Genomic DNA, 25036 nt, shown 5'->3' with positions numbered 1-25036 from the left:
GTACTATCTTAAAGCTAAATGCAAAGTTATTTTACTTTAGTATTTATTGAGGGTATGCAAAAGGCTTGCTGATATCCCAAATTGTATGTTCTCGAAAATACGGATTACTGTGTTTTTGCCAGATATTCCTCCGGCTTTATAAGGAATTCATGTTTGCACATGCTAGAGCAAAAACCATATAATTTTCCTTTATAGGTAACAGTATCACTTACGCCGTATTTGGTAATATCCATTTTGCAGTAAAAATCTATCTTGTTCTCGTATTTGAGATTGTTCAGTGGATTTTTTGGTTCTATAACATTGGTTGTTTTTTTTACTGCATTAGTATTACTTTGCTTTTTGCTACAACTCAATAAAGCTGCAAAACAAAACAGATAAATTATTTTTTTCATTTTACTATTTTTAAGCAGTTATTAATGCTTACTTTTATTTCATTTTTTTCAGTGCAGCTGCATAATTGGCGCTTACCTGATTCCAGTTCACCACATTCCACACTGCTATGAGATAATCCGGACGTTTGTTCTGGTATTTTAAATAGTAGGCATGCTCCCATACATCAATCCCAAAAATCGGTGTTCCCTTGTTCTCTGCAATATCCATCAGAGGATTGTCCTGATTGGCCGTCGTACAGATCTCCAATTTGCCCTGCTGACTTACATATAACCATACCCATCCCGATCCGAATCTTGAAATGGCCGTCTGGTTTATTTTTTCTTTCAAGGCATCGAGGCTTGTGAAACGTTCCTGAATCGCTTTTTGCAGATCAGCTGAGGGTATGGTATTTTTTTCAGGAGTAAGAGCCGACCAGAAAAACTCGTGGTTATAGTGGCCTCCTGCATTATTTCTAATTGCCGTACTTAACTTAGAAACACTGGAAAGGATCTCCTCTATGGTCATTTTCTCAGCAGCAGTTCCTGTTATGGCTGCATTTAGATTTTTAACATAAGCAGCATGATGTTTACTGTAATGAATTTCCATAGTCTGCGCATCTATAAACGGTTCCAGGTCATTATAGGCATAAGGCAGGTTTTTTTGTGTGAACTGAGCTGAAACTGTGATGCACAGCAATAATAAAACGGATAAAATTTGATGCTTTTTCATAATTATTGATTTAATTGTTATTATTCATTTGATGCTTTTCGAAACTGCTCAGGGGTATTATTAATCTGTTTTTTAAAAAAAGTGACAAAATAGGAAGTGCTCTCAAAACCCAGCTGATCCGCAATTTCATTCACCGAATGGTTGGTATAATGAAGTAAGCGCTGGGCTTCCAGGATAATTCTTTTTCTTATAAGATCTCCAGCCGTACAATTTGAAATCTCTTTGCATATTTTGTTCAGATAGTTAGGGCTGATATGTAATAAATCGGCATACGCAGAAGGCATTTTTTTGAATTTAAAGTGCAGGTCAATCAGTTTTTCAAACTCCCTCACCTTCTGTTGTTTGATCGTATTATCAGGCACAAACCCCTGAGGGTTGGAGAGACGCTCCAGTTCGAATAAAAATATGTTCAAATACGAGCGGAGTATTTTTACTGTCTCCCTTTTTTGAAACTTGAACTCCTGAAAAAAAATCTCAAGGAGGTATATCCATTTGTTTTTTTCCTTTTCATTTAAGCGTACAAATGATTTTGCCGCATTGTGCAGAAATGAAAATTGATTTAAAATATTATTGTTGTAACGCAGTGAGAAAAAGTCGTCTGTAAAACAGATTATTTTTCCTTTTGCCTTACTATTTATATGTATACTGCTTATCGAGCGCGGTTTGATGACAATTACTTTAGAACCATCCAGGTTTATTTTTTGATTATCAATACTCACTTCTCCCTGAGCATCATCAATAAAAAGCAGCATAAAAAAATGCTGTTTATGAGGATCTTCTAAAATAGGAAAACGCTGTAGTAAGCTCTTTAAATCATCCATCCAAAAATGTCTAACTTCGTCGCCAAACAAACCAAAGTCGCAAACTGGTATTGCTGTAGTCTGCATTTTTTTTGATTTTATCTATTAATACTTAAAATTTTATTTTTTAAGCACACCGGGGCGGATGATAAATAGAAAAAATGAAAGCTGATTTCAACTGGTCTTTTTTAAGTACCGGATAAATTCTTTTAGAAAATAAGACGGGCTTAGAAAATGAAAAGATCATTTCATATTCACAGAACAATTGTATTTCTTTATAAGTTACTGTTGGGATTTTCTGATCCTGCTTTTCGGTGGTTTTTAATTCTTTGGTCAGATAGCACTGTCCTTTGCAGATCGGAACAGCATCAAATCTGTTGATACAGACATTTTTTGCAATATAATCCTGATTGATATAAAAAGCACCTATAACCCATAGGCTGCTCGTGTTTTGAAACACCAGCAGGATAAGAATAGATATGGAAATACTTTTTCTCATCAGAATAAATTATTTAGACTGGTTTTCTTCCAGAAGCGTTTTTATGTCTTTTATTAATCTTTTGGTTTCTTTCTGGTTGGTTCCATCATAAACACCACGAATATGCCTGTTTTTATCAATAAGAAGAAAACCTCCACTGTGTACATAACCTCCTGGCTCACTTGAATCAGGATAAGCAGTTGCGAAATAGCTGTCCTTTGCCATTTTATAGATACTGTCTTTATTTCCTGTCACAAAATGCCAGTTGTTTTTGATACCGTAATTATCAGTATACAATTTAAGATGTTCTACTGTATCGTTTTCAGGATCAATAGTATGAGATAAAAATAAGACTTCAGTATTATTTTTATAAGCATCGTAGACCTTTTTGAGTTCTGAATTCATTTTGGGGCAGATTGTCGGGCACGAAAGAAAAATAAAATCTGCTATATAGATTTTTCCGGCAAAGGTTTCATTGGTAACCGTATGGCCGTTCTGGTTTATAAAGGAGAAATCACGTATTTTAGGATAAGTTAAATTATTTCCTTCTATGGCAGGATTACCCAAAATGGGAAGTTTCTCCTGCATCTTTCCGCAGCTTACAATCTGTATGCAGACTGTTAAAATCCAAAATCCTTTTTTCATCTTATTTCATTTATTGACCGATATCACTTCATAATACTTAATCTGAACACATCAAGCTGTTTTTAGATCCCTTAGAGGGTATAATTTAGGTTAACGCTCCATCTGTAGTTGGCTTCCATTTTACCTGATGATAAATTTTGATTAACCGGCAGCATTGCATTTACACCAATTGATAATTTATCTTTTCCAGCCTCAATACCAAATTTTCCAAATAAAATATCCCCGGCAGTATTGGGAAGATCCAGTCCGTGCTGTTTATTGGTCTGGTATACCTCACCGGCCAGACCAGCCTGTGGCACTATCTGCACGGATTTTAAATCGAACAGATAAAACAGTGTCGCAGCGTAATTGAACTGATCGCCATATTGGTATTCATTTTTGTTCTGTGTCTTGAAAATATAATTCAATGTGGTGTTCAATCCAAGATCTTTTCTATTGACTACATACTCGGAAACTACTGAGTAGTCCCAGCTTCCGGTTCCGAGCTGAAAACTCTGGTTTACGCTTCCTAGATTATTGGCTTCGGTAAACTTACCGGTTGGTAGTTTTATTCCGGCTCCAATATTTACTTTATGGGTAAAAACAGCACTGTCCTTTTTAGTTTCAAAAACAGTATAAAGTCCCATCAGGGTAATATCCCCCAGGCCTGATATACTCGCTGTACTCGTGGTTAGTTTTCTTTCATGAAAATGATACGGCAGCAGGGCAGAAATCTGTATTCTCCCGGTTAGCGGAATTCTTGCCCAGGCCTGAACGGTATTGAAATTTTCATTTATCCATGGCGAATTGGCGAAAATACCATCGCGGCTGGTATAGCTCTGTTTGAAATACCTTAACCCCACAAAGTTGTTATTAAGCATTGAACTAAAGCCCATACTTCCTCCGCTTGCTGAACATCCGCAGGCATCGCAGTCAAAATCTTCCATCATCGCCAAACGCTGAAAAGTAAATCCTGAAATGCTGTCTTTTTCTGTTAAGCTAAAGGCTGAACTTACAGCCAAAAGCATCACTAGTACTATTATTTTTTTCATTTTTTGTATTATTCTGAAAAACGTTTATCGTTTATATACGCATAATCGGTCAGGGTTTTCAAAAAAGCAATCAATTGTTTTTTTTCTGTTTCAGAAAGTGGAATGCCTAAATTTCCATTCTTTCTTAATAAAGGATCTAAAGTAGACGAGAATAAAACACTGTTTGAATAATGTTCCAGAACAGCTTCTAAAGTTCCCAATCTTCCATCGTGCATATAAGGCCCTGTTTTTTCAATGTTTCTAAGGGTTGGCGTTCTAAATTTGCCTAAATCCTCACTACTGCCTGTAATTCTTGCTCTTCCTCTTCTCATCATGAGTTCGCTGTCATCAGTGAAATCATTATCAATCCCGTTATTGTGATACAAATTATCGGTCATCAGAGATCCGGCGTGGCACGAAAAGCAAAACTGCTCAGCCAGTTTTAATCCCTCAAGTTCTTCCTGATCAAGTATTCCGCCTGACTCTCCACGGACATATTTGTCATATCTTGAATTTGAAGAGATCAATGTTCTTTCAAACTGTGCAATTGCCTTTACAATATCAGCCTGGTTAATGGTTTTACCGAATGCCCTTTGAAACATTTTTGGGTAATCCGTATCTTCTTTGAGCTCATCAAGGAGTTCATCAAGGTTCTGGTGCATCTCATCCACATGCGCCAAAGGGGCAAATGCCTGAGATTCCAGATTCGTTGATCCACCATCCCAAAAAAGCCCGTTATTGGCCCAGGCCAGATTGATAAGTGCAGGCGAATTCCGCTCCAGTGCATTTCCAGAAATTCCCTGTTTTGTGAGGGCAAAACCATCTGAGAAGGCCAGGCTCTGCTGATGGCAGGTGGCACAGGAAACCTTATTGTTGCCTGAGAGCCTTTTATCAAAAAACAGCTTTTTACCCAGCAGTACTCCATCTGAAGTTAAGGGATTTGTTTTTGAATCCACAAACTCAGGAAAATTATCAGGAACCAAAACCAATGGCAGTGGTTCCTGATAGTTATCATCGAAATCATTACAGGAAAAACTTAAAAAAGCCAAGCCTGTAATACTTCCCAATTTTATAATTCTGTTCAGCATCAATTATTCTACGCTTTTAACTGTAAAAACATTGTTTTTATAGTTATCGGCTACTTTAGTCATTAATTCCGGCGTGCTTGCTGAAATTTTTGGTTTAGCTACTAAATCTATGTCTTTTATAATTTTCTCAACATCAACATTTAAGTTCAATTTTGCTGTTTTACCAGCACTTACGATCAAAGCAGTCGGAAGGGTAATTTCTACTGTTCTGTAGTTGGCGTTAAGTCCTGTTTCTACAGAGACAGCAACGGGAGTATCCGGAGTAACATTTTTTCCTGTCAAAGAAGAAAAAATATAGCTGGTATGCCACATCCACGATACATTGGTCATTCCGTTCAATTGTGATAGTTCTCCATCCTGAATACTCATATTATCATTGTGCGTCGCATCTACACCAATAGAAAAAATAACTTTAGTATATGATCCAGATGGAACGTCTTTTAAATCAATAGCTTCTCTTTTATTGGCTTTATAAGTAAATGTTTCCTGAACCAGAATGTCGCTTGTTTCTTCCATTAGAAAGAAAGAATTAGAAAGCGCGTAGGTTACGTTTTTATCACTTACCAGTTTAACATCGCTTACCCAGTAGCGCAAATGGTCAAATTGATAAGACTGTCCGCTGATGGTAAAGGGTGTATTTAGTGCAAAATCGGCAGTTCCTACTTTTGAATCAAAATTGATCTGTGTGCTTCCGCTTACATCAGCTATAGCCTGTACATCATCATTTGAACATGAATTAAGAGCAGTTAAGGCAATAAGAGCTAAAGTGATATTTTTAAAGTTTTTCATTTTTTTATATTTTATAAATAATCTATTTGTTTTTTTAAAATTCCGAAAATCGCTTATCGGTTAAATACTGTGTGTCTGTGAGCGTTTTTAAAAACGTAATGATTTGTTTTTTCTCGGTATCGGAAAGTTCAATTCCAAGCCTTCCATTTTGTTTCAGAATCGGATCCAGCGTTGGTGAATCGTTTACACCTGATGCATAGTGATTCAGGACGGCTTCTAGTGTACTAAATCTTCCATCATGCATATAAGGAGCCGAAACTTCTACATTACGCAGGCTCTGAACTTTAAATTTGTAATAATCCGAAACAACTTCGGTGACTTTATAACGGCCAACGTCATTTACTTTTGGATTCACTGCTAGTCCGTTATTACGAAACGAATTATCTGTCATAAGATCCGTGGCGTGGCAGGAGGCACATTTCGACTTAAATAAATTGTAACCGGCCAGCTCATCACTGCTGAATGTACCCCCGGTTTCATTGCGCCTGTACTTATCAAATTTTGAATTAGAAGAAACCATCATTACCATAAACTGAGAAAGCGCTTTGAGCATATTCTCTGTGGTTATAGCCTTGTCTTCAAAAGCCTGACCAAAGAGTTTCTGATACTCCTTATCTTCTTTCATCATTTTGAGAATAGTATTTAAGTTCCCATTCATTTCAATAACACTCGTTAAGGGAATAATAGGCTGCAGGTCTAAATTTTCTGCTGCACCATCGTACATGTAAAAGCTCTGAAAAGCCATGTTCTGGATCGGCGGTGCGTTGCGTGTTCCAAGTGCATCTCCAACTCCATGGCTTACCGTGTGTCCATGGTGGGTGAAGGCATTAGCCTGTAAATGGCAAAATCCGCATGAAACCAGACCATCGGAGGCCAGACGTCCATCATAGAAGAGCTTTTTTCCTAATTCGAAACCTTTCTCGGTAGGCCTGTTGCCATCAATATTGTAGGTCAGGTCTGGAAAATTAGAAGGAACAGTAAAGTCCAAAGGAACATCTACATATTGCTCATCCTCATCAGAACAGCTTATCAAAAATGGAATAACAAGCCAGAGAAAATATTTTATTTTCAGCATGATTGTAGTTTTATAAAAAGCAATTCGGTAGTTTTTGCCAAAGCATAAAGCAGCTTCCTTTTAGCTGTGAAGCCAAAAAACGGAAATAACCTGGCAGCAGACGTCCTCTGTGCTTCTTAAAATAGAATTAGTCGTTATGTACGTGGTCTACTCTGAACATTTTTGAAATGTTAGTGGTGATTTTAGGAAGGGCTTCTCCTCCCATAATCATAGCACCCATTCCGGCTTCATCGTAGTCTGAGAGTTTTATGGTATTCTCTCCATCAAGAATTTTAGACAAGTCCGTAACGATATGTACAGCAGGCTTGATGTTGCTTCTTACCAATGCTTTGGTAGGAAGATCCAGTGTTACTTCTGTATAGTTGTAAGCAGTTCCAATTTGCCCGGTGTGGATCATAAAAGGAGCCGCAGTGGTAACAGTAGCTGAAGTAAATGTTCCTTCGAAAGCAAGAAATTTATATCCTGCCGACCAGCTCCAAAGCAGATCTTTGGCCTGAGCCTTGGCTAGAAAATCACCCTGACCTGACGCACCGAGTTGCCATTGTTCCTTATCAACCCCAATTCCAAATTTTACCTTGGTATAATCTCCTGCCGGAATATCGGTAAGATCAAACTGATAACCAGCAGCATCGCCTTCGTCTGCTATAAAATAACTTTGTGCCTTTGGATAGGTAAAAGAAGTACCATCTGCTTTTATAAGTACAATATTGCTGACAATATAACGAACAACATTAATTTTTAATACCTCGTTATTTTTTGTAGTATTGCTCTGGGTGCTTAAAATTAGATCATTATCACCAAAAGAATTGTCAAATTTCAATCCTATTTTTCCGGTTTCAGCTACATTGTTTTCTGCATCATCACTTGAACAGGCTGTAACAAAAGCGCTGAGGGCCAAGATTGCTGCAGCCTTGTATAGTATCTTTCTCATTTTTGTATTTTTTATATAATTGTAATTTAAATTTTATCAGAGTGCATACACCTATTCATTGCTTAATAAACAATGAAAAAAAACATTCCAATAACAATTGAAATGAAAATTAGAATTTATATAAAAAAGGAAGGAGGACGAAAAGTTTCCGATGAAACGGCAACAGGCTTGTTATCGAATATACTTGGAAAGTCCGGTTTAATTTCGATAGGTTCTATAAGCCTGAAAGTATTCATTGAAGTATGTAAGATGTAGACCAGCTCTGTTTTCTCTTTCAGGTTGTCCTGCATTTTCTTTTCGTTATCGTCGTATTTCTTTAGGCTCTTTTGAAGTTCACATCGCCCGTTACAGGTATTGAAAACCATTTTTCGCTGTACACAGATGGTCTTAACGATCTCTTGCTGATCCAGCTTAAAGGATATATAAACAAAAACACTGCCCAATGAAGGTGCTAAAATAATACAGCTAAGCAATATGATTAGGTACTTTTTCAAAGTTGTTTTTTTGTTTATGAGCGCAAAAGTACAATTTTTTGTTTTTCTTTCGAAGAAACTTCCTGTTTACTTAAACAAAAAAGATGCTTCACTCATTTCCAAAAATTCATAAGAGGCTTCAATACTGTTCACCGTTATTAAAAAACCGCGACAGCTTTTGGTTATTTAGGCATTCAAATTTAATCGTGTAAAAAAGCTGTTTCACCTTTAATTGCAGTAGTTCTCTCAATAGGAAAAGGGTCTTTGTTAGAGAAAAATCCATCCTGCAGGTCCATAATTTCATCGGCGTTACAAAGACAGCTTTGTAATTGTTTTGTCATTTCTTTTTCATCCATTGAAATCCCAATAAAAACCAATTCGTTAAGCCTGTCGCCAAAATCAAGTGTCCAGCGTTCTTCAATAATGTCCTGATTCTGCACAAAACTCTGAAAATTCATTCGCTCACCCAGCGGCATGCTTGCCCACCAGACCCCTGCATTTTCTGCTTTCATTGAACCTCCGGCCTGACTCCAGTTGATGGCTTGTTCCGGACGGGATGCGATCCAGAACAAGCCTTTGCTACGGATGACAGTCTGGGGGAAATTCTTCGAAATAAAATCCCATAATCGGTATGGATGAAAAGGTCTCGGATCCCGAAAAACAAACGAACTGATACCGTATTCTTCAGTTTCAGGGGTATGAATACCTTCGAGTTCGCGAATCCAGCCTGCCGAAGTTTCGGCCTCTTCATAATTGAATAATCCTGTATTTATGATTTCGTTTGGGTTCACTTTTCCTAATTCCGAAAAAATAATTCTGGCAACTGGATTTAGTTTTTGAATGGAAGCTTTTAGGATTTCCAATTGTTTTTGGGTGACCAAATCGGTTTTATTGAGGACAATCACGTTGGCAAATTCTACCTGATCGACTAGTAAATTTACAATGGTTCGATTGTCATTTTCGATATTCGTTGCTTTGATATCCTCTAATGTCTGGGCAGAGCCAAAGTCTTTGAAAAAGTTAAACGCATCGACCACAGTTACCATAGTATCGATATAACTGAAACGAGATAAATCAATGTTTTCATCTTCATTCACAAATGTAAAAGTTTGCGCCACCGGAATAGGTTCGCTGATGCCTGTGCTTTCGATTAATAAATAATCAAAACGGTTTTCTCGGGCGAGTTTTTCAACTTCGAGCATCAAATCTTCCCGAAGGGTGCAACAAATACAGCCGTTGCTCATTTCGACCAATTTTTCTTCGGTTCGGGATAATGTCATTTCGTCTTTAACCAATCGGGCATCAACGTTTACTTCGCTCATGTCATTGACAATTACGGCAACTTTTAAGCCTTCTTTGTTGTGCAAAATATGGTTGAGCAAAGTGGTTTTTCCAGCTCCAAGAAATCCTGATAGTACGGTTACGGGTAGTTTTTTCATTGTTTTTAGGTATTAATTTGATGTGTTTTCGGGTTTGTTTTTGATTTGGATAGCACTTTAAAATAAATTGTCCTGGAATCTATTTTGAAGCTGTCATAAAAAACTCCATCTTTTATATCAAGCTTTTGCATAATTGGAGTCAATTTCAAAAAGCGAAGCAGTTTGTATTCTTCCTCGACTGTATAAACTTCAAAAGCCGTTTCGATAGACCGGCCATTTCCCGATTTCATTATTCTGATGATGTCTTTTGGAACTTCTTGATCGGGGTTTGCCAATGCTGTAAATTCATTTGTTTTGAATTCCGATATTTTTTTGGAGAATTTAGTTGGTTCATTTTTTGGAGTAAATCTAAAAGGTAATATTAGTATGAGGAAAATCAGTATGGTTTTCATAATAATTCTGTAAATTGTTAATGGAAGTAATATTGCAAATGTAGTTTTATTTCTTAATTAACGCAATTTAGTTGCGTTAATAATTGTTTTCAAATAGCCTAAAAAAATATCTCATTGTTCAACTTCTACACTATTTTTATCTGTTTCAAAAAGAATGATTTTGAGTTTAATGTTTTTGGGTAATTTTGATTTTAAAATAAAGTAGATTATCCAAGCAAAGTTTTCGGTAGAGACCATTTTGTTTTCAAATTCAGGACAATCGAGGTTTAGATTTTTATGATCAAAACGGTCTTCTATTTCTTCTTTTATAATGGTTCCCAGTTCCAGAAGATTCATTACAAAACCTGTTTCTGGATTAATTTCACCAGTAATTTTAACAATCAGTCTATAATTGTGTCCGTGGTAGTTTTTGTTATTACAAATTCCAAAAACAGTCTTGTTCTTTTCTTCCGTCCAATTTGGATTGTGCATTCTGTGGCAAGCATTAAAGTGGGCTTCTCTGCAAATGGTAGTTTTCATTGCTTTCTTCAGGTTTTTTGTTCCAAAATTTATTCATATTCGGTTACTAGTAATCCTTCTACGGGATGAAAAAGGAATTCTATATTTATATTTTCGAAAGCAATCAAAAAAGCAGTACTCAAATAACGACTCCCTTCAGAAACGACTTCTATTTTTTTAAATGGAGAAATTAATGCGGTTTTCCAGACGTCTAATACGGTTGCTTCTACTTTTTGTAGCCTTATTTGTTGTAGGAATTCGGTTTGCAAATTGGTTTTGTATTTTTCGAATTCAAATTCGGTTGTAATAGCAATGCCTGAATCATCATCATTAATTTTAAAAAATACAGAAGAAGAATCATCAAAAACCAATTCAATAACATCAATAAATCGATAATGCTTGTCAGGATTTGAAGTGTTTATCCAATAATAGTAGAAAACCGAAAGGATTTTGTTTTTGGAGTTAAAGTCTTCCAGTAGTTGAATTTCTTCGGAATTAAGGTAGGTTGAATTTTGCATTGCTAATTTTTATTTTACTGGCTTTTTCTACAAATCTCTAAAAGCAGGTGTTTCTAATATGGAAATATCAAAAGTTTTTTCTTCCATTTCATTGGTATTGATGACCTGAAAATTTCGAACATCTACCATATCATTAAATTCGGGTGAGGTATTGATGATGATGCCTCCCAATAAAAAAACACGTTTACAGAGAAATTCTTTTTTAGACATTTTGACCAGCAATTGTATTTTTTTATGAATTTCTTCGTAGAAAACTTCAGTAATTTCTTTTTTCGGGTTCTTGGCTTCCAGAATTCTTTGTTTATAAGGCATAACGGTTTGTTCCAACAGTGTTTGCTGGTAATCCAATTCGGAATTGATGGGAACGTATACTTCGTTTTGTTGTTGTAATCGTTCTAATCCAAGCATCAATGCACCGCAGCTGTTGGTTAATTTGCTTTGTCCGGGGCGTCTCATTTTGCCGAGTTCTCCATCATCTGTAATACCAATATGTGGTGCATAAAAAATAAACGCATCGCCACCATCGGGAATATGATGGGCAAAAGCCACCATTCCTGTAAGTCCGGAATACGGCAAACCGCCCAAACCTCCCATCGTAAAGGGGCGTGCCAAAACTTTTCTAAAATCAGTAGAAACATTGATATCATCTGAACAAAGGGAAGTCGCAAAAAGCATTTTCTTAAGATCGGACTGGTATTCTTTTTCTAAAAAATTCAAGTATTTGTGTGTTACACTTTCGCCTGTTTCAGCATTGGGATATTCGTTTAATACAAATTGATTCATAGTGTTTCATTGTTTTTACTTTGACATTTTTCACAGGTGCCTTCTATCAAAAGATTCATTGTTTCTATTTTGTTTTTGCCTAATAATTCTAGGTATTCAGTTGGTAAATCAGGAAGTGAAACCACTGATTTGCAATCGTTGCATTTAAAATGAGATTTGCCATTACAATTGGGATTATTAAGATTTAAAGTATAAACGGCTGTGCCAGATGCGTTGCAGAATTTTTCTAAAATTCCTTTCTCACAATACGTTTGTAAACTTCTAAATATACTGGATCGATCGTGTTGACTGTGCACCATTTTTTCTAAATCCAATAATGTAAAAGCCTTTTGAGAACCTAGAAAAATAGCCAAAACATCCAATCGGTTTTGGGTGATTTTGAGTCCATTTTCTTTGAGAATTGCTGAGGCTTTTGGTGTCATTTATATCATTTTAAAAAAGTCATTTCGAGTTTGAGTATCACAAAATTGTCCTCCGTACTCCAGGGTTGTTGTTGTACTGGATTTGTCATTTACACCACGGGTAGAAACGCACAAATGCTCGGCTTCGACCACTACAATCACATCATCGGTTTGCAGTGCGGTTTTTAATTCGTTAAAAATTTGCAGTGTCATTCGTTCCTGCACCTGGGGTCTTCTGCCATAATAGTCAACAATCCGATTCATTTTTGACAAGCCAATCACTTTACCCGACGAAATGTATCCGATGTGTGCCTTGCCAACAATGGGTAAAAAATGATGTTCACAAGATGAATTAAATGTAATATCACTTTCAATCAGCATTTTGTTGTACTCGTATTTATTATCAAAAACCGAAATTTTCGGTTTGTTTTTGGGGTCTAATCCTGAAAAAAGTTCTTTGACATACATCTTTGCCACCCGATAAGGTGTGCCGCTCAGACTGTCATCCGTTAAGTTCAAGCCTAATTCTTCCATTATTTTTTGATAATGAAAGGATATCGCTTTGATTTTTTCGTCATCTGTTTTAGTGAAAGCATCACTACGCAAAGGCGTTTCGATGGATGTTCCAATGTGGTTGTCACCAAGAGCCTCTATTTTTTCTTGATTTTTCATTTTTCTAAAAAATTCAATTGATGATTATTGAAGTCTAATTTTCGATAGAAACAGGCTTTTCTGTTTTTGCCTTGCTCGTTATAAGTATGACAAACCCCTCCTTTTTCGAGTGTAACTTTATAAACAATAGCATCTTGGTCGCAATCCACTAGAATTTCGTCTATCCGTAAAGTGTTTCCTGAAGTCAGCCCTTTGGTCCAAATCTCATTTTTTGAAGTACTCCAAAAAGTCGCTTTTTGGGTTTTTAAAGTGATTTCTAATGCTTCTTGGTTTACCGAAGCCAGCATTAACAATTGCTCTGTTTGCGTTTCCTGAACAGCTACGGGGAGTAATCCGCCACGCTTTTCAAATTGTAAAAGCAGTTTTTGGGTTTCTTCTAATTCGTTTTTACCAGTCTTCATTTTTAAAGTCTTTATATAAATAACTTGGTTGGATGCCATCGTTTTTTTGATATTTTCCGCTAGTGTAACTGTCAAAATCACCATGGATTGCATGGTAATAAATTTGGCAAGTTTCTACCTTGGGATAAATAATAAGGGGCTGAATAACAAATATTTCCAGTGTCCAATAACCTTCAAAACCCACATCGCCAAAACCTGCCGTAACGTGAATGAACATTCCCAAACGCCCAATACTGCTTCTGCCTTCTAACATTGGCACATAATTATGGGTTTTGGTGTATTCTACTGTTCGCCCTAAATACAGTTTGTTGGGTTCTAGCAACAAGCCCGATTTTGGGATGGTAATTCTCGATGTTTTGTTCTCTGTTTTCATATCCAAAACAGCATTGTCATAGACCAACAATTCCTCGTGCAACCTCAAATTATAACTATTGGGATTGAGTTGTTGGGCATCGAATGGTTCAATCGAAATGTCTGTTCCGAGTTTTTTTTCAATTTCTTTTCCGCTTAAAATCATTTTAGACTATTTTAAGTTCTTTTCTAAAATTCTCCATAAATTCTGAAACTAAAACCGCTCCTTTATCGCCTTCGCCGTGTACCCGAATCGAAATTTTGTTTTCCTGACCTGATAAATCCTCATAGATACCTTGACTGGTTCTGTCTGATACGGTAATAATTCCAATTTTTAGTTTTTCCATTTTATACCAATTGAAGTTTATCTGTTTGGGCAACAGCAGGTTTAAGGATTCGGGCTATCGTTTTTAATTCTAATTCTTTTCCAATAAAAACCAACTGACCTTTGCTTATTTCCTGATTATGGGCTAATTCAATAACTACTGATTTCCCTACTGTTTGAACCAAAACAACCTGATTTTCTTTGGTTACAACATATCCTTTTATCCTATAAATTTGATGGTAGTACAAATACAGATGTCTAAAAAGTTCGTATTTTAATTTTTGAACATCAAATAGCTCCTCGGTTTCATAAAGCATTGTTTTGATTTTATGGGTACTTTCGGATTTATAAAGCGTGCTGGGAGTGAACGTTTTTTGACTATTTTCTGTTGCTAAAATCATTCGATCTAACGAGCCATCTTTGGATAAAACAATACTCAAATACGGATTTATTGATTGTATAAAGTCTTTTATATTGGCCAAAATTTTGCTTGAAACCAAAGCAGATTTGTTAATTACAATACTATCTGCAGCTACAATTTGTTTTTGCACTTCGGAGTTAGCATCTTTATAAAAAAGTATATTTTCGGCATCAACTACGGTGATGATTTTTTTTAAATCGAATGCTTCTGATACAAAAAGAGAAGTAAAATTGGCGGCTATTTCTCCTGCGTCGGCAATGCCTGTAGTTTCTATGAACACATTATCGGGTTGGTTTTCTAAACTTATAATTTGAGTTAAAGTTTCCAGCAATTGATTGTTTATCGAACAGCAAATACAGCCGTTTGTGAGTTCATAAACCGATTCAAATGTTCCGTTTACAAGGGTTGCATCAATATTGATTTTACCAAATTCGTTTTCAATGACTACATTTTTTTCACTGGTAAATTGGGGTAATAAATTATTCAGTATTGTGGTTTTACCAGATCCTAAAAATCCTGAAATTATGTAAACATTTATTTTTTTAGACTTCTTCATTTCTGACTTTTCCAATTTGATTATATGATGCGAAAAGAAGTCGATTACAATTTTATGTAACACCAATTTAATATTTAGGTTACAAATTTGGTGTAATAAACTCTTACTGTGTTTGTAATTCTTCCGGATAGATTATCCTAAAAGAGCAATAGTAATTGGCTTAAAATTAAATCGATTTGAGAATATTTTTGTAATAATGGGACAGACGGAATTATTGGCACAAGGCAAAACAAATATTTATCAGCAATACTATTTCCTGATAACATCAGTGCGCTTGTTTCTCCCAAAAAAGAAACAACAAGCAAACGGCCTTGTTATTTTATACTATTGATTATTACATATTTTCCTTTACAATTTTAAGGATTGGTGGTGCTCTAAGAGCAAAAAGACTTCCTTTAAAAAAAAGCGAATGCTGCTGGAAGTAATAGAATGGAGAATAATTTTTACTACTGTTCTTGTAAAACGGTAAAAGATAAACCGTAAGAACTGTAAATAAGCTAAAGCTAAAATCGCAGGTAAAACATTTTTCAAATGCACTATGATCATCAATTATTAAAGCTTTTTCATTAGATAAATGATGATGCTCTTTCTTTTGAATCTGCAGGGAATGATGTTCATAAGAATGTATCGACTGGAACAGTATTGAAAACAATACAGCCATAGACAAAATAATACTAATTAGGATCCATTTTTTTTTCATTCCTAAACACAATAATTAAGCGACTTAAAAAAAGACTATATTGAAATATCTTCTTTCTAATTCTAAACACTCTTATAATTATTGCAAATATATAAATCTTATATCAAAATGCAACATTGTTGCGTTTTAAGTTTCGTTCAAAAATGAATTTTTTAGAACTCGGTTCTTTCGCATCTGTCAGAATCAAAAATAAGAACTTAAGTAATTTAAAAGTTAGACCACAATTTACAGCAATATTTAGACATAGATATCCCTGATAGTGTTCTGAATTTTTCTTGCTAATTTGGCAAAGCTTATGATTTTATCTTTTTTGTTTTCAAAGATTCTGCGAAGTTTTTGAGTTTGTTTATTGATCACTGAAAATCCATTAATACAAAAAGATAAAACGAAAAAAGAGCTGTTAGCAAAAACAGCTCTTTTAGGTTTTTCTAGTTAGTTGTATAAGCTTACTAATTCAAAATACTTCTAAAAATGAATGAAAAACCAAGATTTTTATTATTGAGGTGCAGCGATCTGAGGTTTTGACTTCATGATTACTTCAACCGTTTCTGGTACTGCGAAAAACTCTTTTGCAAAAGCTTTTATATCTTCGGGAGTTATTTCATTTATCGTCTTTTTATATTTTAAATCATCGTTAAAGCTTTCGTTGTTTAACAGCATATTATTAAGGCTGCTCAGCCAGAACCCGTTTGTCAACACCTTTTCTGTCCTGGTTTTTAAAACGGTGTTTCTAATAGACTCGATATCCTGTTCTTTTGTTACATCTTTTTGCGTTATATTAATCTGGTCATAAATAATTTTTGTTAGTTTTTCTACCTTTTCAGGATCACTGTCAAAATTGATCGTTATTGAATATTCATCAGAGGGTATTCTGCTGACACCAGATGAAACGTGAACACCGTAACTTCCTCCCTCCTCTTCCCGAATTAAATCAAGGTATTTTTTTGAAAGAACTTCAGATAAAATATGCAGTATAAAGACATTTTTGTACGTATAAGGAATTTTTTTTACAAATCGGATATAAACGCTCGCTTTGGGGACATTCATCTCCCGAATTAACAATCGTTTTGAAACACCCGGAGCAGGATCGAGATGATTGTCTGTAAAAATTTCTTTTTTATTGCTATCCGATGTTATACTTCCAATATACTTTTCCAATAATGAAATTGCATTTTCAGGAAGATTTCCGGTAAAGATAAAAGTAAAATCAGCTGCATTTTGAATTCTTTGTTTATATAAATCTGAAGCCTTTTCGAAACTCAACTGTTTCAAAAAATCCTGATTAAACAATGGAACTCTTTTGTTACGATTGTAATTCAACAAAGAGATAGTATCCTGAAAAACCTTTAGATTTGTATTTTCTGAATTTTCTAATGAATTCCTATAACCGGTTACCATTCTGCTATAAGCATCTTTATCAAATCTCGGTTCTTCGAAATACAAATACAGCAATTGTAATAAAGTTTCAAAATCTTTCTGATTTGTAGAACCTTTAAAGCCTTCTGTAAGTTCTGTAATATAAGGTTGTAAAGCAACTATTTTCCCGTTTAGTTTGTCTTTCAGATCGGTACTTTTGAAAGTACCCAAACCGGAACTTTGAACTAAATTTACAGCAATTTGAGCCGACGGAATATCTTCTGTTTTTATTAAAGAAGTGCCACCAAAACTGAAAGCAGAACATAAAACTTCATCTTTTGCTAAAGTTGTTGGATACAAAATAATCCTTGTACCATTTGCCAGTTTATAATTTTTTGCACCCTCAATTCCATCAATTGTTGTTTCTTTTGCAACTTTAGAACCTTTAAGTTCTGCTGTAACCAAAGGGAGATCGGTAGTTGTTTCTTTGTATTTTTCAAGAGGCATTTTTTTTACTGCATCGATGACTTTTGTGTAGGCTTCTTTTGATGGAAACACAATATCGTTTTTATCCGGACCCGTAACAGTCATGACGATATTATCTGTACTTTGTATTTTTTTGACTGCCTCGTTTATTTGTGCAAGTGTGATTAAAGTTAATCTTGTTTTTATATTTTCATATTGCGTTTCGATACTTTCAAACGGGTTAGCTTTCAGAAAATAGTTCACCAATTCTTCCGAATATTCATCAGATTCGATTTTATCTTTGTTCTGGAGAATATTTTCATAAAAGCTTAAAACACTTTTCTTGCTGCGATCCAGTTCTTTTTGTGTAAATCCGTATCGAACCGCCCTTTCAGTTTCAACCATCATTTCTTTGAAGCCCTCTAAGGTTTTATTGTTTTTTGGGGTAACATATAAATAATATGAGTTTGTTAATCTGGAGATTTCAGAAGATCCAATTCCGAGATTTAATAGTGCGGTTTCATGGTTTTGAATAAATTCCTTATAACGTCTGTTCATCATATTGAAGCATAAATCGTTTACAAAATCTCTTCTGATGGTTTCGTTATTTTTTACCTTGTCAAAATCTCTTTTGTAATACAAAACAACATTCGTTTCTGTTGCTTCTTTATCTTTCGCTAAAACATATTCCATTTCTTTGTTTTTGGGAACCGAAACATAATAGCGTTGAGCAGGGTTTTCAGGCATTTCTATAGAAGAAAATGTTTCTATAATCTTCTTTTCAATTTCTTTTGCATCAATATCTCCCACTACAATTACAGCTTGTAAATCCGGGCGGTACCATTTTTTGTAATAATCCCTTAATGCTTGATAATCAAAAGAATTTATAATATTTAAATCGCCAATCACATCCCGTTTTGCATATTTTGAACCTTTGTAAAGTGTTTTATCAGTTTCTAAACGAAGCCTGAATTCTGAATTTCTTCTGGTACGCCATTCTTCTCTGATTACGCCCCGTTCTGCATCTATTTCAGTATCTTTTAAAGAAAGAAAACCGGACCAGTCGTGCAGTACCAAAAGGCAGGAATCTATTAGTTTTGAATCTCCGGCAGGAACATTACTCAGGTTATAAACCGTTTGATCCTGTGCGGTATAAGCATTTATATCGGCTCCAAACCGAACGCCTTTTTTCTCCAGCATATCGATAATGCCTTTTCCTTCAAAATTTTTTGTCCCGTTAAAAGCCATGTGCTCCAGGAAATGCGCGAGTCCGTTTTGATCGTCGTTTTCTAAAATCGCACCAACATTTTGGGCAAAATAAAAGCATACACGGTCTTTTGGAAATTCATGATGTAAGACATAATATTTCAGTCCGTTTTTTAATTGTCCGGAAACTACATTTTTGCTCAGCGGAATGGTTGTCGAAAATTGAGCAATACTTTTAAATCCTATAAAAAGGGCAAAAAGTAAATATATTGATTTTGAAATTTTCATCGGGTTAGTTCTGTTTTATTCTTGAGATTAATTTTAGACGCTGATAAAACGGATTTGCTATTGCGTAAAATCAGATTTACACGGATTTTAAACTCTAAATTCAAATAAATCAGTTTTTTTCTGCGTCTTTTCAATAGGAAATCCGTCTTATTCGTGTACCCATTATTTTTTAAAATTAGCAATTCCTTCCTGAAGCCATTTATAATACGTTTCAATATCAGGATTATAAGCCGATGGTTTGTTTAAGTCATTTTCGTTATGATCCATTAAGACATAGTACGGCTGAGCGTTGGTTTTGTATTTCAAAATTTGAAGTTCACTCCATTTTTGTCCTGTGTATTTCAAGACTTTTCCTGTAATTTTAGAAACCACTTGTTCACTTTTTGGTAAAGGTCTTTTATCATCTACATATAAAGAAATCAGTACAACATCATTATTGAGAACACCCAAAACTTTTGGATCCGGCCACACTCTTTCTTCCATTTTTCGGCAGTTTACACAGGCATATCCTGTAAAATCGATCATTACGGGTTTGTTTACTTTTTTTGCGTAAGCTAAACCTTCGTTGTAATCATGAAAAGTCGGAATTCTGTTTGGGCCACTTTCTGCACCTTCCGGCAACGCTGTTTTTTCATTGTTAGTAACTGTTGTATTTCCAAAGCCATTTGGCGATTCGCTGTATTGTTTTGCAGGCGGGAATCCGCTAATGTATTGCAGTGGTGCTCCCCAAAGTCCCGGAATCATGTATATTACAAAAGAAAATACGACGATGCCTAAACTTAGTCTTCCAACTGATATATGGGTAACGGGTGTATCATGCGATAATTGGATTTTTCCAAATAAGTATAAGGTGAGTACCGAAAATATGGCAATCCAGATGGCGATAAAAACTTCTCTTTCTAATAAATGTAATTGTAAAACCAAATCGGCATTACTTAGGAATTTAAGTGCTAGAGCTAATTCTAAAAAGCCCAGAACAACTTTAACTGAATTTAACCAGCCACCGGATTTTGGCAACGAATTCATCCAGCCCGGAAATGCTGCAAATACAGCAAATGGCAATGCAATGGCTAAAGAAAAACCAAACATTCCGATAATTGGTGCCATTCCTGCCTGACTTGTGGCCTGAACCAATAATGTCCCAACAATTGGGCCAGTGCATGAGAAAGAAACTAAGGCTAAAGCCAAAGCCATAAAAAAGATTCCGATTATACCACCAACTTCAGATTTCTGATCGACTTTGGTCATCCATGAACTTGGCAATACAATTTCGAAAGCTCCTAAAAAAGAAATCGCAAATATTACTAAAAGGATAAAGAAAACAATATTAAAAACCACATTTGTAGCCAAAGCATTTAAGGCATCGGCACCAAAAATGGCGGTTACCAAACTTCCTAAAATTACATAGATGATAATGATAAAAACTCCGTAAAGAGCAGCATTTCGTATTCCGATGGCTTTGTTTTTACTTTGTTTGGTAAAGAAACTTACGGTCATTGGAATCATCGGGAAAACACAAGGCGTAAACAAAGCAGCAAGGCCTCCTAAAAAGCTGAAGAAAAATAAGGTCCAAAGGCTATCATCAGCTTTTTGGGATGATGGTTCTTTAAGTTCCGTTTTCTGTATTTTAGGAGTGTCTTTTTCGCTTTCAGTAACAGAATTTGTAGTGTCGTTTTTGGTTTCCTGTTTTGTTATTGTTTTTTTACTTGATTTCTTTGTTAAAGTTTCATCTGCTTTAGCAATTGCTGCAGTTTCTGCTTTTACCGGAACATCCGATTTTTTAAACGTAAATTTTAAATCTTTAGCTCCCGGAGGCAAACAGCTGTTATCGTTGCAAACCATAAAAAATATGCTCGCATTTATCGTAAAGGCTTCTGCAGTTTTGCGTTCTATATTTTGAGTAAAGACAGCTTTATCTGCAAAATATTTAATCCGCATGTTAAAAACAGGATCATCTACTTCATGTCCGTCAGGTTCTGTAACTGAACCTGCGGTTTTATAATTTTTTGATTTGGGAAAAGAAAAACCAGTTGGTGCAGGTCCGCCTTTTGGTACATTTTGCGAATAGATATGCCAGCCTTTATCGATTTTGGCTGTGATGATTAAGGTACATTTGTTTTCTCCTATTTCTTTTACGGATGTTGTAAAGGAAACGGGATCGTAAATTTGGGCAGTAAGGTTACTTACCGCAAATAAAATTGCGATAAAAAGAAATAATTTTTTCATGATAAAAAGTTAGATTTTAAATTGCCACAATGAATTCTCTTTTTTGTCATCCTGACGAAGGAAGGATCTCCGCAAGAAACTCTATGCAGTAATCGCAAATCTTTGTCGAATATCTTACGAAGATTCCTCGTTCCTCGGAATGACAAACACATCTTAATATTATGTGTGTTTATTTAATAAATTGAATTATTTTTTATAACGGGCCAAAATCCATTTTGAAATATTGTCGAGAACTTCCGGGGCGAAAACTTCATCTAGTTCTTTGACTTCGCTTTGTGTACAAGTTTTGCAGTGCTGGTACATATGATTCAGGCCTGGATAAATCTTTGCTGTAAGATCTTTTGTTTTCAGGTATTTTTTGAATGAATTGATATTCTCTTCAGCTGGAACACTGATGTCTTTATCGCCGTTTGCCACCATTACCGGAATGGTAATTTTTGGCAGGTAATTTTCCGGATTGTAATGAATGCTGTAACGGTACCATTTTCTGTCAGCATCTTTTCCGTAACGATACAGGAAATCCTTGTCCCGTCCGTCCCACAGATGTATTTCTTTTAATGTTGTCGAATCCTGCTTTTGCATCCATTCTTTCAACTTTACTTCCATTGCAGGCTGCGCAGATTCTCCGTCTTTTGTATCGTAAACAACCTTAAACATGATGTTGTACATTTCCATCTGTTTCGCCACCACTTTATCTGAAAAATTATAACTTTTCAAAATTGCCGTATTTTGAAGATTCAGCATTTCCAGTCCGTTTACTCCTACTCCGGATAAACTGATCATGAATTTTACATTTTTGTTTCTCGCACTTACGATCGATGCGATCATTCCGCCTTCACTGTGTCCGATTAAACCAATGTGGGATGCATCTATGTTTTTATCGCTTTGCAAATAGGCAATTTGCGCATCAACGTCGTCTGCAAAATCTCCGGTTGTTGACTCTTTAAAGTTTCCGGATGTTTTGCCAATTCCTCTATCATCAACACGAAGCGATGCGATTCCTTTGCGGGCTAATTCATCAGTCAGAACCGTAAAAAATTGTCTGCCTGCATAGGTATAATTTCTTTCATGCTGACCTGTTCCTGAAATTAAAATCGCCAGCGGATATTTCTTTTTATTCTTCGGAATTGTTAAGGTTGCTCCGTAGGTTAATTTGGTCTTTTTGCCAAGAAAAGTCATATCAATAACCTGATACGGATATGGCTTTTTGGGATGTTGTGGAAAATAAACGGGCTGTATTTCTTTTTCTTTTTTTAAGACAATGGCTGTATTTGGAATTGAATAGTAGTTAAAAATTCCTGAAATAGCACTTTTATTACCGTTGTATTTTCCTTTAAAAGAGAAACCGTATATTTCATTTTTAAAAAATATACTGTCTCCTTTTATAGTTGTAACTACTTTTTTATTAATTTCTAATTCGGGCAAATTGACACTTAGGGAATCTGTTTTATATTTTGCCAAATCTCCTGATAAAATAATGCGGTACGAATGATGCTGTCCCTGCCAGATAGTTTGGGCAAAACTATACTGGCCGGTCATCAGTAAGAAACTTAAGAATCCGTAAAGGATGCTTTTTCTCATTAAATTAAATAAGACTCTCATTATTTTTTTTCCGACTTTAAATATTCAACAATGATTGAAATTTCGTCTAATAATTCACTTGGGCTTCCGAAATAACCGTTTGACATCCAGCGTAATCTTCCGTCTGCATCGATAATCATTTTCTCCGGAATTCCAGAAAATTTAAATGCTTTTGAATATTGCTCATACGCTACATCCATTTTTCCCGTTTTGGGATTTTTTCCGTCGTAAAGCACATTAAAATCAAATCCTTTTTCTTTGATGAAGGCCTGGGTTTGTTCTTTATAATCTTTGATATATTCTTGTGTATCTACAAAATAGAATTTTATATTCGGGTCATTTTTGTATTTGTCAACTGCCATCTTCATTCCCGGCATAGCATTTTTACAAGGCCCGCACCACATTGCCCAGAAATCTAATACTACGATTTTTCCTTTCTGATCTGCCAGTTTTACCCTTCCTCCTTTGCTGCTTTCTAAATCAAAACCTGCAATTGGAAGGTTTATTAATTCTGATATTACTTTCTTTTTATGGCCTTCGATATTACTTAATGACTTTAACGATTCTAAGTATGCCTCAAAACCTGTTGCTGCGCCTCCATCTTTTAAATAAATTTCTTTTAATGATGTCAGTATCTCAGGACTTACCTGATTTTGTTTTACCGCAAGTGCCATATAATTTTTGGCATCTGCTGTTTGTCCTTTTCTTAATAACATTCTGATGTAAACTTCATTGTAAGCTGCATCATTGTAACCGTACAGAGGTTTAATTTTTGCTAAATATTTTTCTTCGAGATCATAATTTTTTGTTTTTTCTGCTAAATGGGCATACGTAAAATATTCTCTGGCCAGCATTTGCAAAGCCTGTTGTTTCCATTCATTTAAGGATAATTTTCCTTCATACATTTTTGGAACAAATGTTAGTCTGTTTTCCAATTCTCCCATAATTATATCGGCATATTTTTTTAATGTTTCGATTGAAGATTTTTCGATCCCGTCATGGTCTCTGTTAAAAGGAATAGATACTAAATGCCAGTGGTAATCTAATAAGTTGCCAAAAGAAACGGTTTTTACACTATTTAAAGCATAATTGTAATCTTTGTTATTTACGATATAACCGTAAACAATCGATTTAACCATTTTATCATAATACAAACTTTCTAAATCTGTGTAAACATCTTCAAATTTGTTTTGTGGAAAGTTTTTTTCGAAATCGGTAAACATTTTTACTTTTTTAGCAAAATCAACTTCCCTAAATATCTCCTGAATTTTTCTGTCTCTGGCTAAAACTCCTAAAGGATATTGAGTTAATAAAACCTTTTGTACAGAATCAATAAATACTTTATCTTTTGTATTTTCTAATAAATTCAATGTTTTTTGAACATCATATTGTGTGGTATGATCAAGATTGGTATCTGTTAATAAACTGCGCAATTCTTTCTTAATAGCTACAGATTCGTCTTTTCCTGATGCTAGTTTTTTTAATTTTAATCCATAATAAAAAATCTTTTTACGGCTTTCCGGATGATATTGCAATTCATAGTTAATCCACATTAAACCAACCTGATCTGCAATAAAAGCACTGTCATGCACCACATTGGGTACTTCATTCTCAAAAGCTTTGCTTCTTAAAATACCCCAGCCTGTATATGATCCGGGAACTTGAGCAAACATATATGCATGTGGAAATTTTTCGCCTTTGTCTACAATGGTATCCGATTTAAAGACACAGTTAATAAACGAAGCGTGACTGGAAAGTTTCATTTTGGTTTCCCATTTTTTATCTCCTGATGGTTTTAATGTAATATCGTTTGCAATCCATTTAAAATTATCAAAAGTATACACTACCCCACTTATATGCATAGCATTGGCAAGTGGACCATTTGCAGTGTTATATGTTATGGTAATTTCATCACCTGGATTTGGGTGTTCCGGAGAAAGCACAAGTTTTTGCATCGGTGCATCTTGAGCCAATAAAGCCGTTGTGATACTAAAAAAGAATAGTATCAGTTTTAATTTTTTCATTTTTTTTTGAATTGAGTGCACTCAAAAGAAATCTGAGTGCACA

The 25036-nt window shown here is 35.1% G+C and carries 27 protein-coding genes; all 27 read right to left on the bottom strand.

The annotated features are described in order from the left end of the window. Nucleotides 1–104: 104 nt before the first annotated feature. The gene (locus DMB65_RS02540; protein ID WP_110305106.1) at nucleotides 105–392 is read right to left on the bottom strand and encodes a YHS domain-containing protein; all 288 of its coding nucleotides are present in this window, start codon (nucleotides 390–392) and stop codon (nucleotides 105–107) included. Between the two features lie 34 nt (nucleotides 393–426). After that, on the bottom strand, nucleotides 427–1101 hold the full coding sequence (locus DMB65_RS02535; protein ID WP_110305105.1) for a superoxide dismutase: 675 nt from the start codon (nucleotides 1099–1101) through the stop codon (nucleotides 427–429). 20 nt (nucleotides 1102–1121) lie between these two features. Continuing rightward, the gene (locus DMB65_RS02530) at nucleotides 1122–1988 is read right to left on the bottom strand and encodes an AraC family transcriptional regulator (RefSeq protein ID WP_110305104.1); all 867 of its coding nucleotides are present in this window, start codon (nucleotides 1986–1988) and stop codon (nucleotides 1122–1124) included. A 40-nt stretch (nucleotides 1989–2028) separates the two neighbouring features. Next, nucleotides 2029–2400, bottom strand: coding sequence for a hypothetical protein (locus DMB65_RS02525; RefSeq protein ID WP_110305103.1), 372 nt, complete (start codon nucleotides 2398–2400; stop codon nucleotides 2029–2031). A 9-nt stretch (nucleotides 2401–2409) separates the two neighbouring features. Continuing rightward, nucleotides 2410–3024 (bottom strand): SCO family protein, encoded by a 615-nt coding sequence (locus tag DMB65_RS02520; protein WP_110305102.1) that lies wholly within the window; start codon nucleotides 3022–3024, stop codon nucleotides 2410–2412. A gap of 71 nt (nucleotides 3025–3095) precedes the next feature. Then, nucleotides 3096–4055: a transporter family protein gene (locus tag DMB65_RS02515; protein ID WP_110305101.1), complete on the bottom strand. Its 960-nt coding sequence runs from the start codon at nucleotides 4053–4055 to the stop codon at nucleotides 3096–3098. An 8-nt stretch (nucleotides 4056–4063) separates the two neighbouring features. Then, nucleotides 4064–5122, bottom strand: coding sequence for a cytochrome-c peroxidase (locus DMB65_RS02510; RefSeq protein WP_110305100.1), 1059 nt, complete (start codon nucleotides 5120–5122; stop codon nucleotides 4064–4066). A 3-nt stretch (nucleotides 5123–5125) separates the two neighbouring features. Continuing rightward, nucleotides 5126–5911, bottom strand: coding sequence for an MbnP family protein (locus tag DMB65_RS02505; protein WP_110305099.1), 786 nt, complete (start codon nucleotides 5909–5911; stop codon nucleotides 5126–5128). A gap of 34 nt (nucleotides 5912–5945) precedes the next feature. Beyond that, nucleotides 5946–6986 carry a cytochrome-c peroxidase gene (locus tag DMB65_RS02500; RefSeq protein WP_110305098.1) on the bottom strand — a complete coding sequence of 347 codons (1041 nt, stop codon included), beginning with the start codon at nucleotides 6984–6986 and terminating at the stop codon, nucleotides 5946–5948. 127 nt (nucleotides 6987–7113) lie between these two features. Continuing rightward, entirely contained in the window at nucleotides 7114–7917 is an 804-nt protein-coding gene (locus DMB65_RS02495; protein WP_110305097.1) for an MbnP family protein, read from the bottom strand. Nucleotides 7918–8033: 116 nt separating this feature from the next. Next, a complete protein-coding gene (locus tag DMB65_RS02490; protein WP_230470580.1) occupies nucleotides 8034–8411 on the bottom strand; it encodes a hypothetical protein in 378 nt (125 codons plus the stop codon). A 179-nt stretch (nucleotides 8412–8590) separates the two neighbouring features. Beyond that, on the bottom strand, nucleotides 8591–9829 hold the full coding sequence (locus DMB65_RS02485) for a GTP-binding protein (protein WP_110305096.1): 1239 nt from the start codon (nucleotides 9827–9829) through the stop codon (nucleotides 8591–8593). A 5-nt stretch (nucleotides 9830–9834) separates the two neighbouring features. Continuing rightward, on the bottom strand, nucleotides 9835–10221 hold the full coding sequence (locus tag DMB65_RS02480; protein ID WP_110305095.1) for a hypothetical protein: 387 nt from the start codon (nucleotides 10219–10221) through the stop codon (nucleotides 9835–9837). 111 nt (nucleotides 10222–10332) lie between these two features. Next, nucleotides 10333–10740: a 6-carboxytetrahydropterin synthase gene (locus DMB65_RS02475; RefSeq protein WP_110305094.1), complete on the bottom strand. Its 408-nt coding sequence runs from the start codon at nucleotides 10738–10740 to the stop codon at nucleotides 10333–10335. A gap of 29 nt (nucleotides 10741–10769) precedes the next feature. Continuing rightward, on the bottom strand, nucleotides 10770–11237 hold the full coding sequence (locus DMB65_RS02470; protein WP_110305093.1) for a hypothetical protein: 468 nt from the start codon (nucleotides 11235–11237) through the stop codon (nucleotides 10770–10772). Nucleotides 11238–11264: 27 nt separating this feature from the next. Next, nucleotides 11265–12020, bottom strand: a complete 756-nt coding sequence (locus DMB65_RS02465) for a hypothetical protein (protein WP_110305092.1) — start codon at nucleotides 12018–12020, stop codon at nucleotides 11265–11267. Continuing rightward, entirely contained in the window at nucleotides 12017–12442 is a 426-nt protein-coding gene (locus tag DMB65_RS02460; protein WP_110305091.1) for a Fur family transcriptional regulator, read from the bottom strand. Before DMB65_RS02460 ends, DMB65_RS02465 begins: the two co-directional genes overlap by 4 nt. Further along, complete coding sequence (folE, locus tag DMB65_RS02455) at nucleotides 12443–13093, bottom strand: GTP cyclohydrolase I FolE (protein WP_110305090.1); 651 nt, start codon at nucleotides 13091–13093, stop codon at nucleotides 12443–12445. Further along, a complete protein-coding gene (locus DMB65_RS02450; RefSeq protein WP_110305089.1) occupies nucleotides 13090–13494 on the bottom strand; it encodes a phosphoribosyl-AMP cyclohydrolase in 405 nt (134 codons plus the stop codon). The genes folE and DMB65_RS02450 overlap by 4 nt, the downstream gene beginning before the upstream one ends. Beyond that, on the bottom strand, nucleotides 13481–14011 hold the full coding sequence (gene dcd, locus DMB65_RS02445) for a dCTP deaminase (protein ID WP_110305088.1): 531 nt from the start codon (nucleotides 14009–14011) through the stop codon (nucleotides 13481–13483). The genes DMB65_RS02450 and dcd overlap by 14 nt, the downstream gene beginning before the upstream one ends. Nucleotide 14012: 1 nt before the next feature. Then, nucleotides 14013–14192, bottom strand: a complete 180-nt coding sequence (locus DMB65_RS22350; protein WP_230470579.1) for a hypothetical protein — start codon at nucleotides 14190–14192, stop codon at nucleotides 14013–14015. Nucleotide 14193: 1 nt separating this feature from the next. Continuing rightward, entirely contained in the window at nucleotides 14194–15147 is a 954-nt protein-coding gene (locus tag DMB65_RS02435) for a CobW family GTP-binding protein (protein ID WP_110305087.1), read from the bottom strand. Between the two features lie 334 nt (nucleotides 15148–15481). Next, nucleotides 15482–15847, bottom strand: a complete 366-nt coding sequence (locus DMB65_RS02430; protein ID WP_110305086.1) for a hypothetical protein — start codon at nucleotides 15845–15847, stop codon at nucleotides 15482–15484. 495 nt (nucleotides 15848–16342) lie between these two features. Next, nucleotides 16343–19162 (bottom strand): M16 family metallopeptidase, encoded by a 2820-nt coding sequence (locus DMB65_RS02425; RefSeq protein ID WP_110305085.1) that lies wholly within the window; start codon nucleotides 19160–19162, stop codon nucleotides 16343–16345. 162 nt (nucleotides 19163–19324) lie between these two features. After that, a complete protein-coding gene (locus tag DMB65_RS02420) occupies nucleotides 19325–21388 on the bottom strand; it encodes a protein-disulfide reductase DsbD family protein (RefSeq protein WP_110305084.1) in 2064 nt (687 codons plus the stop codon). 186 nt (nucleotides 21389–21574) lie between these two features. Continuing rightward, on the bottom strand, nucleotides 21575–22969 hold the full coding sequence (locus tag DMB65_RS02415) for an alpha/beta hydrolase family protein (protein WP_165834839.1): 1395 nt from the start codon (nucleotides 22967–22969) through the stop codon (nucleotides 21575–21577). Nucleotides 22970–22989: 20 nt separating this feature from the next. Beyond that, nucleotides 22990–24993 (bottom strand): TlpA disulfide reductase family protein, encoded by a 2004-nt coding sequence (locus tag DMB65_RS02410; protein ID WP_110305082.1) that lies wholly within the window; start codon nucleotides 24991–24993, stop codon nucleotides 22990–22992. Nucleotides 24994–25036: the final 43 nt, after the last annotated feature.

The organism is Flavobacterium cheongpyeongense, assembly GCF_003202435.1.
In the GTDB taxonomy this organism is placed as follows: domain Bacteria; phylum Bacteroidota; class Bacteroidia; order Flavobacteriales; family Flavobacteriaceae; genus Flavobacterium; species Flavobacterium cheongpyeongense.
The sequence above is the reverse complement of the archived record's forward strand: the minus strand, read 5'-3'. Positions and strand labels throughout refer to the sequence as shown.

Bases quoted from the DNA above. Each gene is read 5' to 3' on its own strand.
- DMB65_RS02540 (WP_110305106.1), bottom strand. From the start codon at position 392: ATGAAAAAAATAATTTATCTGTTTTGTTTTGCAGCTTTATTGAGTTGT.
- DMB65_RS02535 (WP_110305105.1), bottom strand. From the start codon at position 1,101: ATGAAAAAGCATCAAATTTTATCCGTTTTATTATTGCTGTGCATCACA.
- DMB65_RS02500 (WP_110305098.1), bottom strand. From the start codon at position 6,986: ATGCTGAAAATAAAATATTTTCTCTGGCTTGTTATTCCATTTTTGATA.
- DMB65_RS02510 (WP_110305100.1), bottom strand. From the start codon at position 5,122: ATGCTGAACAGAATTATAAAATTGGGAAGTATTACAGGCTTGGCTTTT.
- DMB65_RS02450 (WP_110305089.1), bottom strand. From the start codon at position 13,494: ATGAAGACTGGTAAAAACGAATTAGAAGAAACCCAAAAACTGCTTTTA.
- DMB65_RS02475 (WP_110305094.1), bottom strand. From the start codon at position 10,740: ATGAAAACTACCATTTGCAGAGAAGCCCACTTTAATGCTTGCCACAGA.
- DMB65_RS02470 (WP_110305093.1), bottom strand. From the start codon at position 11,237: ATGCAAAATTCAACCTACCTTAATTCCGAAGAAATTCAACTACTGGAA.
- DMB65_RS02505 (WP_110305099.1), bottom strand. From the start codon at position 5,911: ATGAAAAACTTTAAAAATATCACTTTAGCTCTTATTGCCTTAACTGCT.
- DMB65_RS02460 (WP_110305091.1), bottom strand. From the start codon at position 12,442: ATGACACCAAAAGCCTCAGCAATTCTCAAAGAAAATGGACTCAAAATC.
- DMB65_RS22350 (WP_230470579.1), bottom strand. From the start codon at position 14,192: ATGGAAAAACTAAAAATTGGAATTATTACCGTATCAGACAGAACCAGT.
- DMB65_RS02415 (WP_165834839.1), bottom strand. From the start codon at position 22,969: ATGAGAAAAAGCATCCTTTACGGATTCTTAAGTTTCTTACTGATGACC.
- folE (WP_110305090.1), bottom strand. From the start codon at position 13,093: ATGAAAAATCAAGAAAAAATAGAGGCTCTTGGTGACAACCACATTGGA.
- DMB65_RS02525 (WP_110305103.1), bottom strand. From the start codon at position 2,400: ATGAGAAAAAGTATTTCCATATCTATTCTTATCCTGCTGGTGTTTCAA.
- dcd (WP_110305088.1), bottom strand. From the start codon at position 14,011: ATGATTTTAAGCGGAAAAGAAATTGAAAAAAAACTCGGAACAGACATT.
- DMB65_RS02425 (WP_110305085.1), bottom strand. From the start codon at position 19,162: ATGAAAATTTCAAAATCAATATATTTACTTTTTGCCCTTTTTATAGGA.
- DMB65_RS02430 (WP_110305086.1), bottom strand. From the start codon at position 15,847: ATGAAAAAAAAATGGATCCTAATTAGTATTATTTTGTCTATGGCTGTA.
- DMB65_RS02480 (WP_110305095.1), bottom strand. From the start codon at position 10,221: ATGAAAACCATACTGATTTTCCTCATACTAATATTACCTTTTAGATTT.
- DMB65_RS02410 (WP_110305082.1), bottom strand. From the start codon at position 24,993: ATGAAAAAATTAAAACTGATACTATTCTTTTTTAGTATCACAACGGCT.
- DMB65_RS02420 (WP_110305084.1), bottom strand. From the start codon at position 21,388: ATGAAAAAATTATTTCTTTTTATCGCAATTTTATTTGCGGTAAGTAAC.
- DMB65_RS02530 (WP_110305104.1), bottom strand. From the start codon at position 1,988: ATGCAGACTACAGCAATACCAGTTTGCGACTTTGGTTTGTTTGGCGAC.
- DMB65_RS02515 (WP_110305101.1), bottom strand. From the start codon at position 4,055: ATGAAAAAAATAATAGTACTAGTGATGCTTTTGGCTGTAAGTTCAGCC.
- DMB65_RS02485 (WP_110305096.1), bottom strand. From the start codon at position 9,829: ATGAAAAAACTACCCGTAACCGTACTATCAGGATTTCTTGGAGCTGGA.
- DMB65_RS02435 (WP_110305087.1), bottom strand. From the start codon at position 15,147: ATGAAGAAGTCTAAAAAAATAAATGTTTACATAATTTCAGGATTTTTA.
- DMB65_RS02520 (WP_110305102.1), bottom strand. From the start codon at position 3,024: ATGAAAAAAGGATTTTGGATTTTAACAGTCTGCATACAGATTGTAAGC.
- DMB65_RS02495 (WP_110305097.1), bottom strand. From the start codon at position 7,917: ATGAGAAAGATACTATACAAGGCTGCAGCAATCTTGGCCCTCAGCGCT.
- DMB65_RS02465 (WP_110305092.1), bottom strand. From the start codon at position 12,020: ATGAATCAATTTGTATTAAACGAATATCCCAATGCTGAAACAGGCGAA.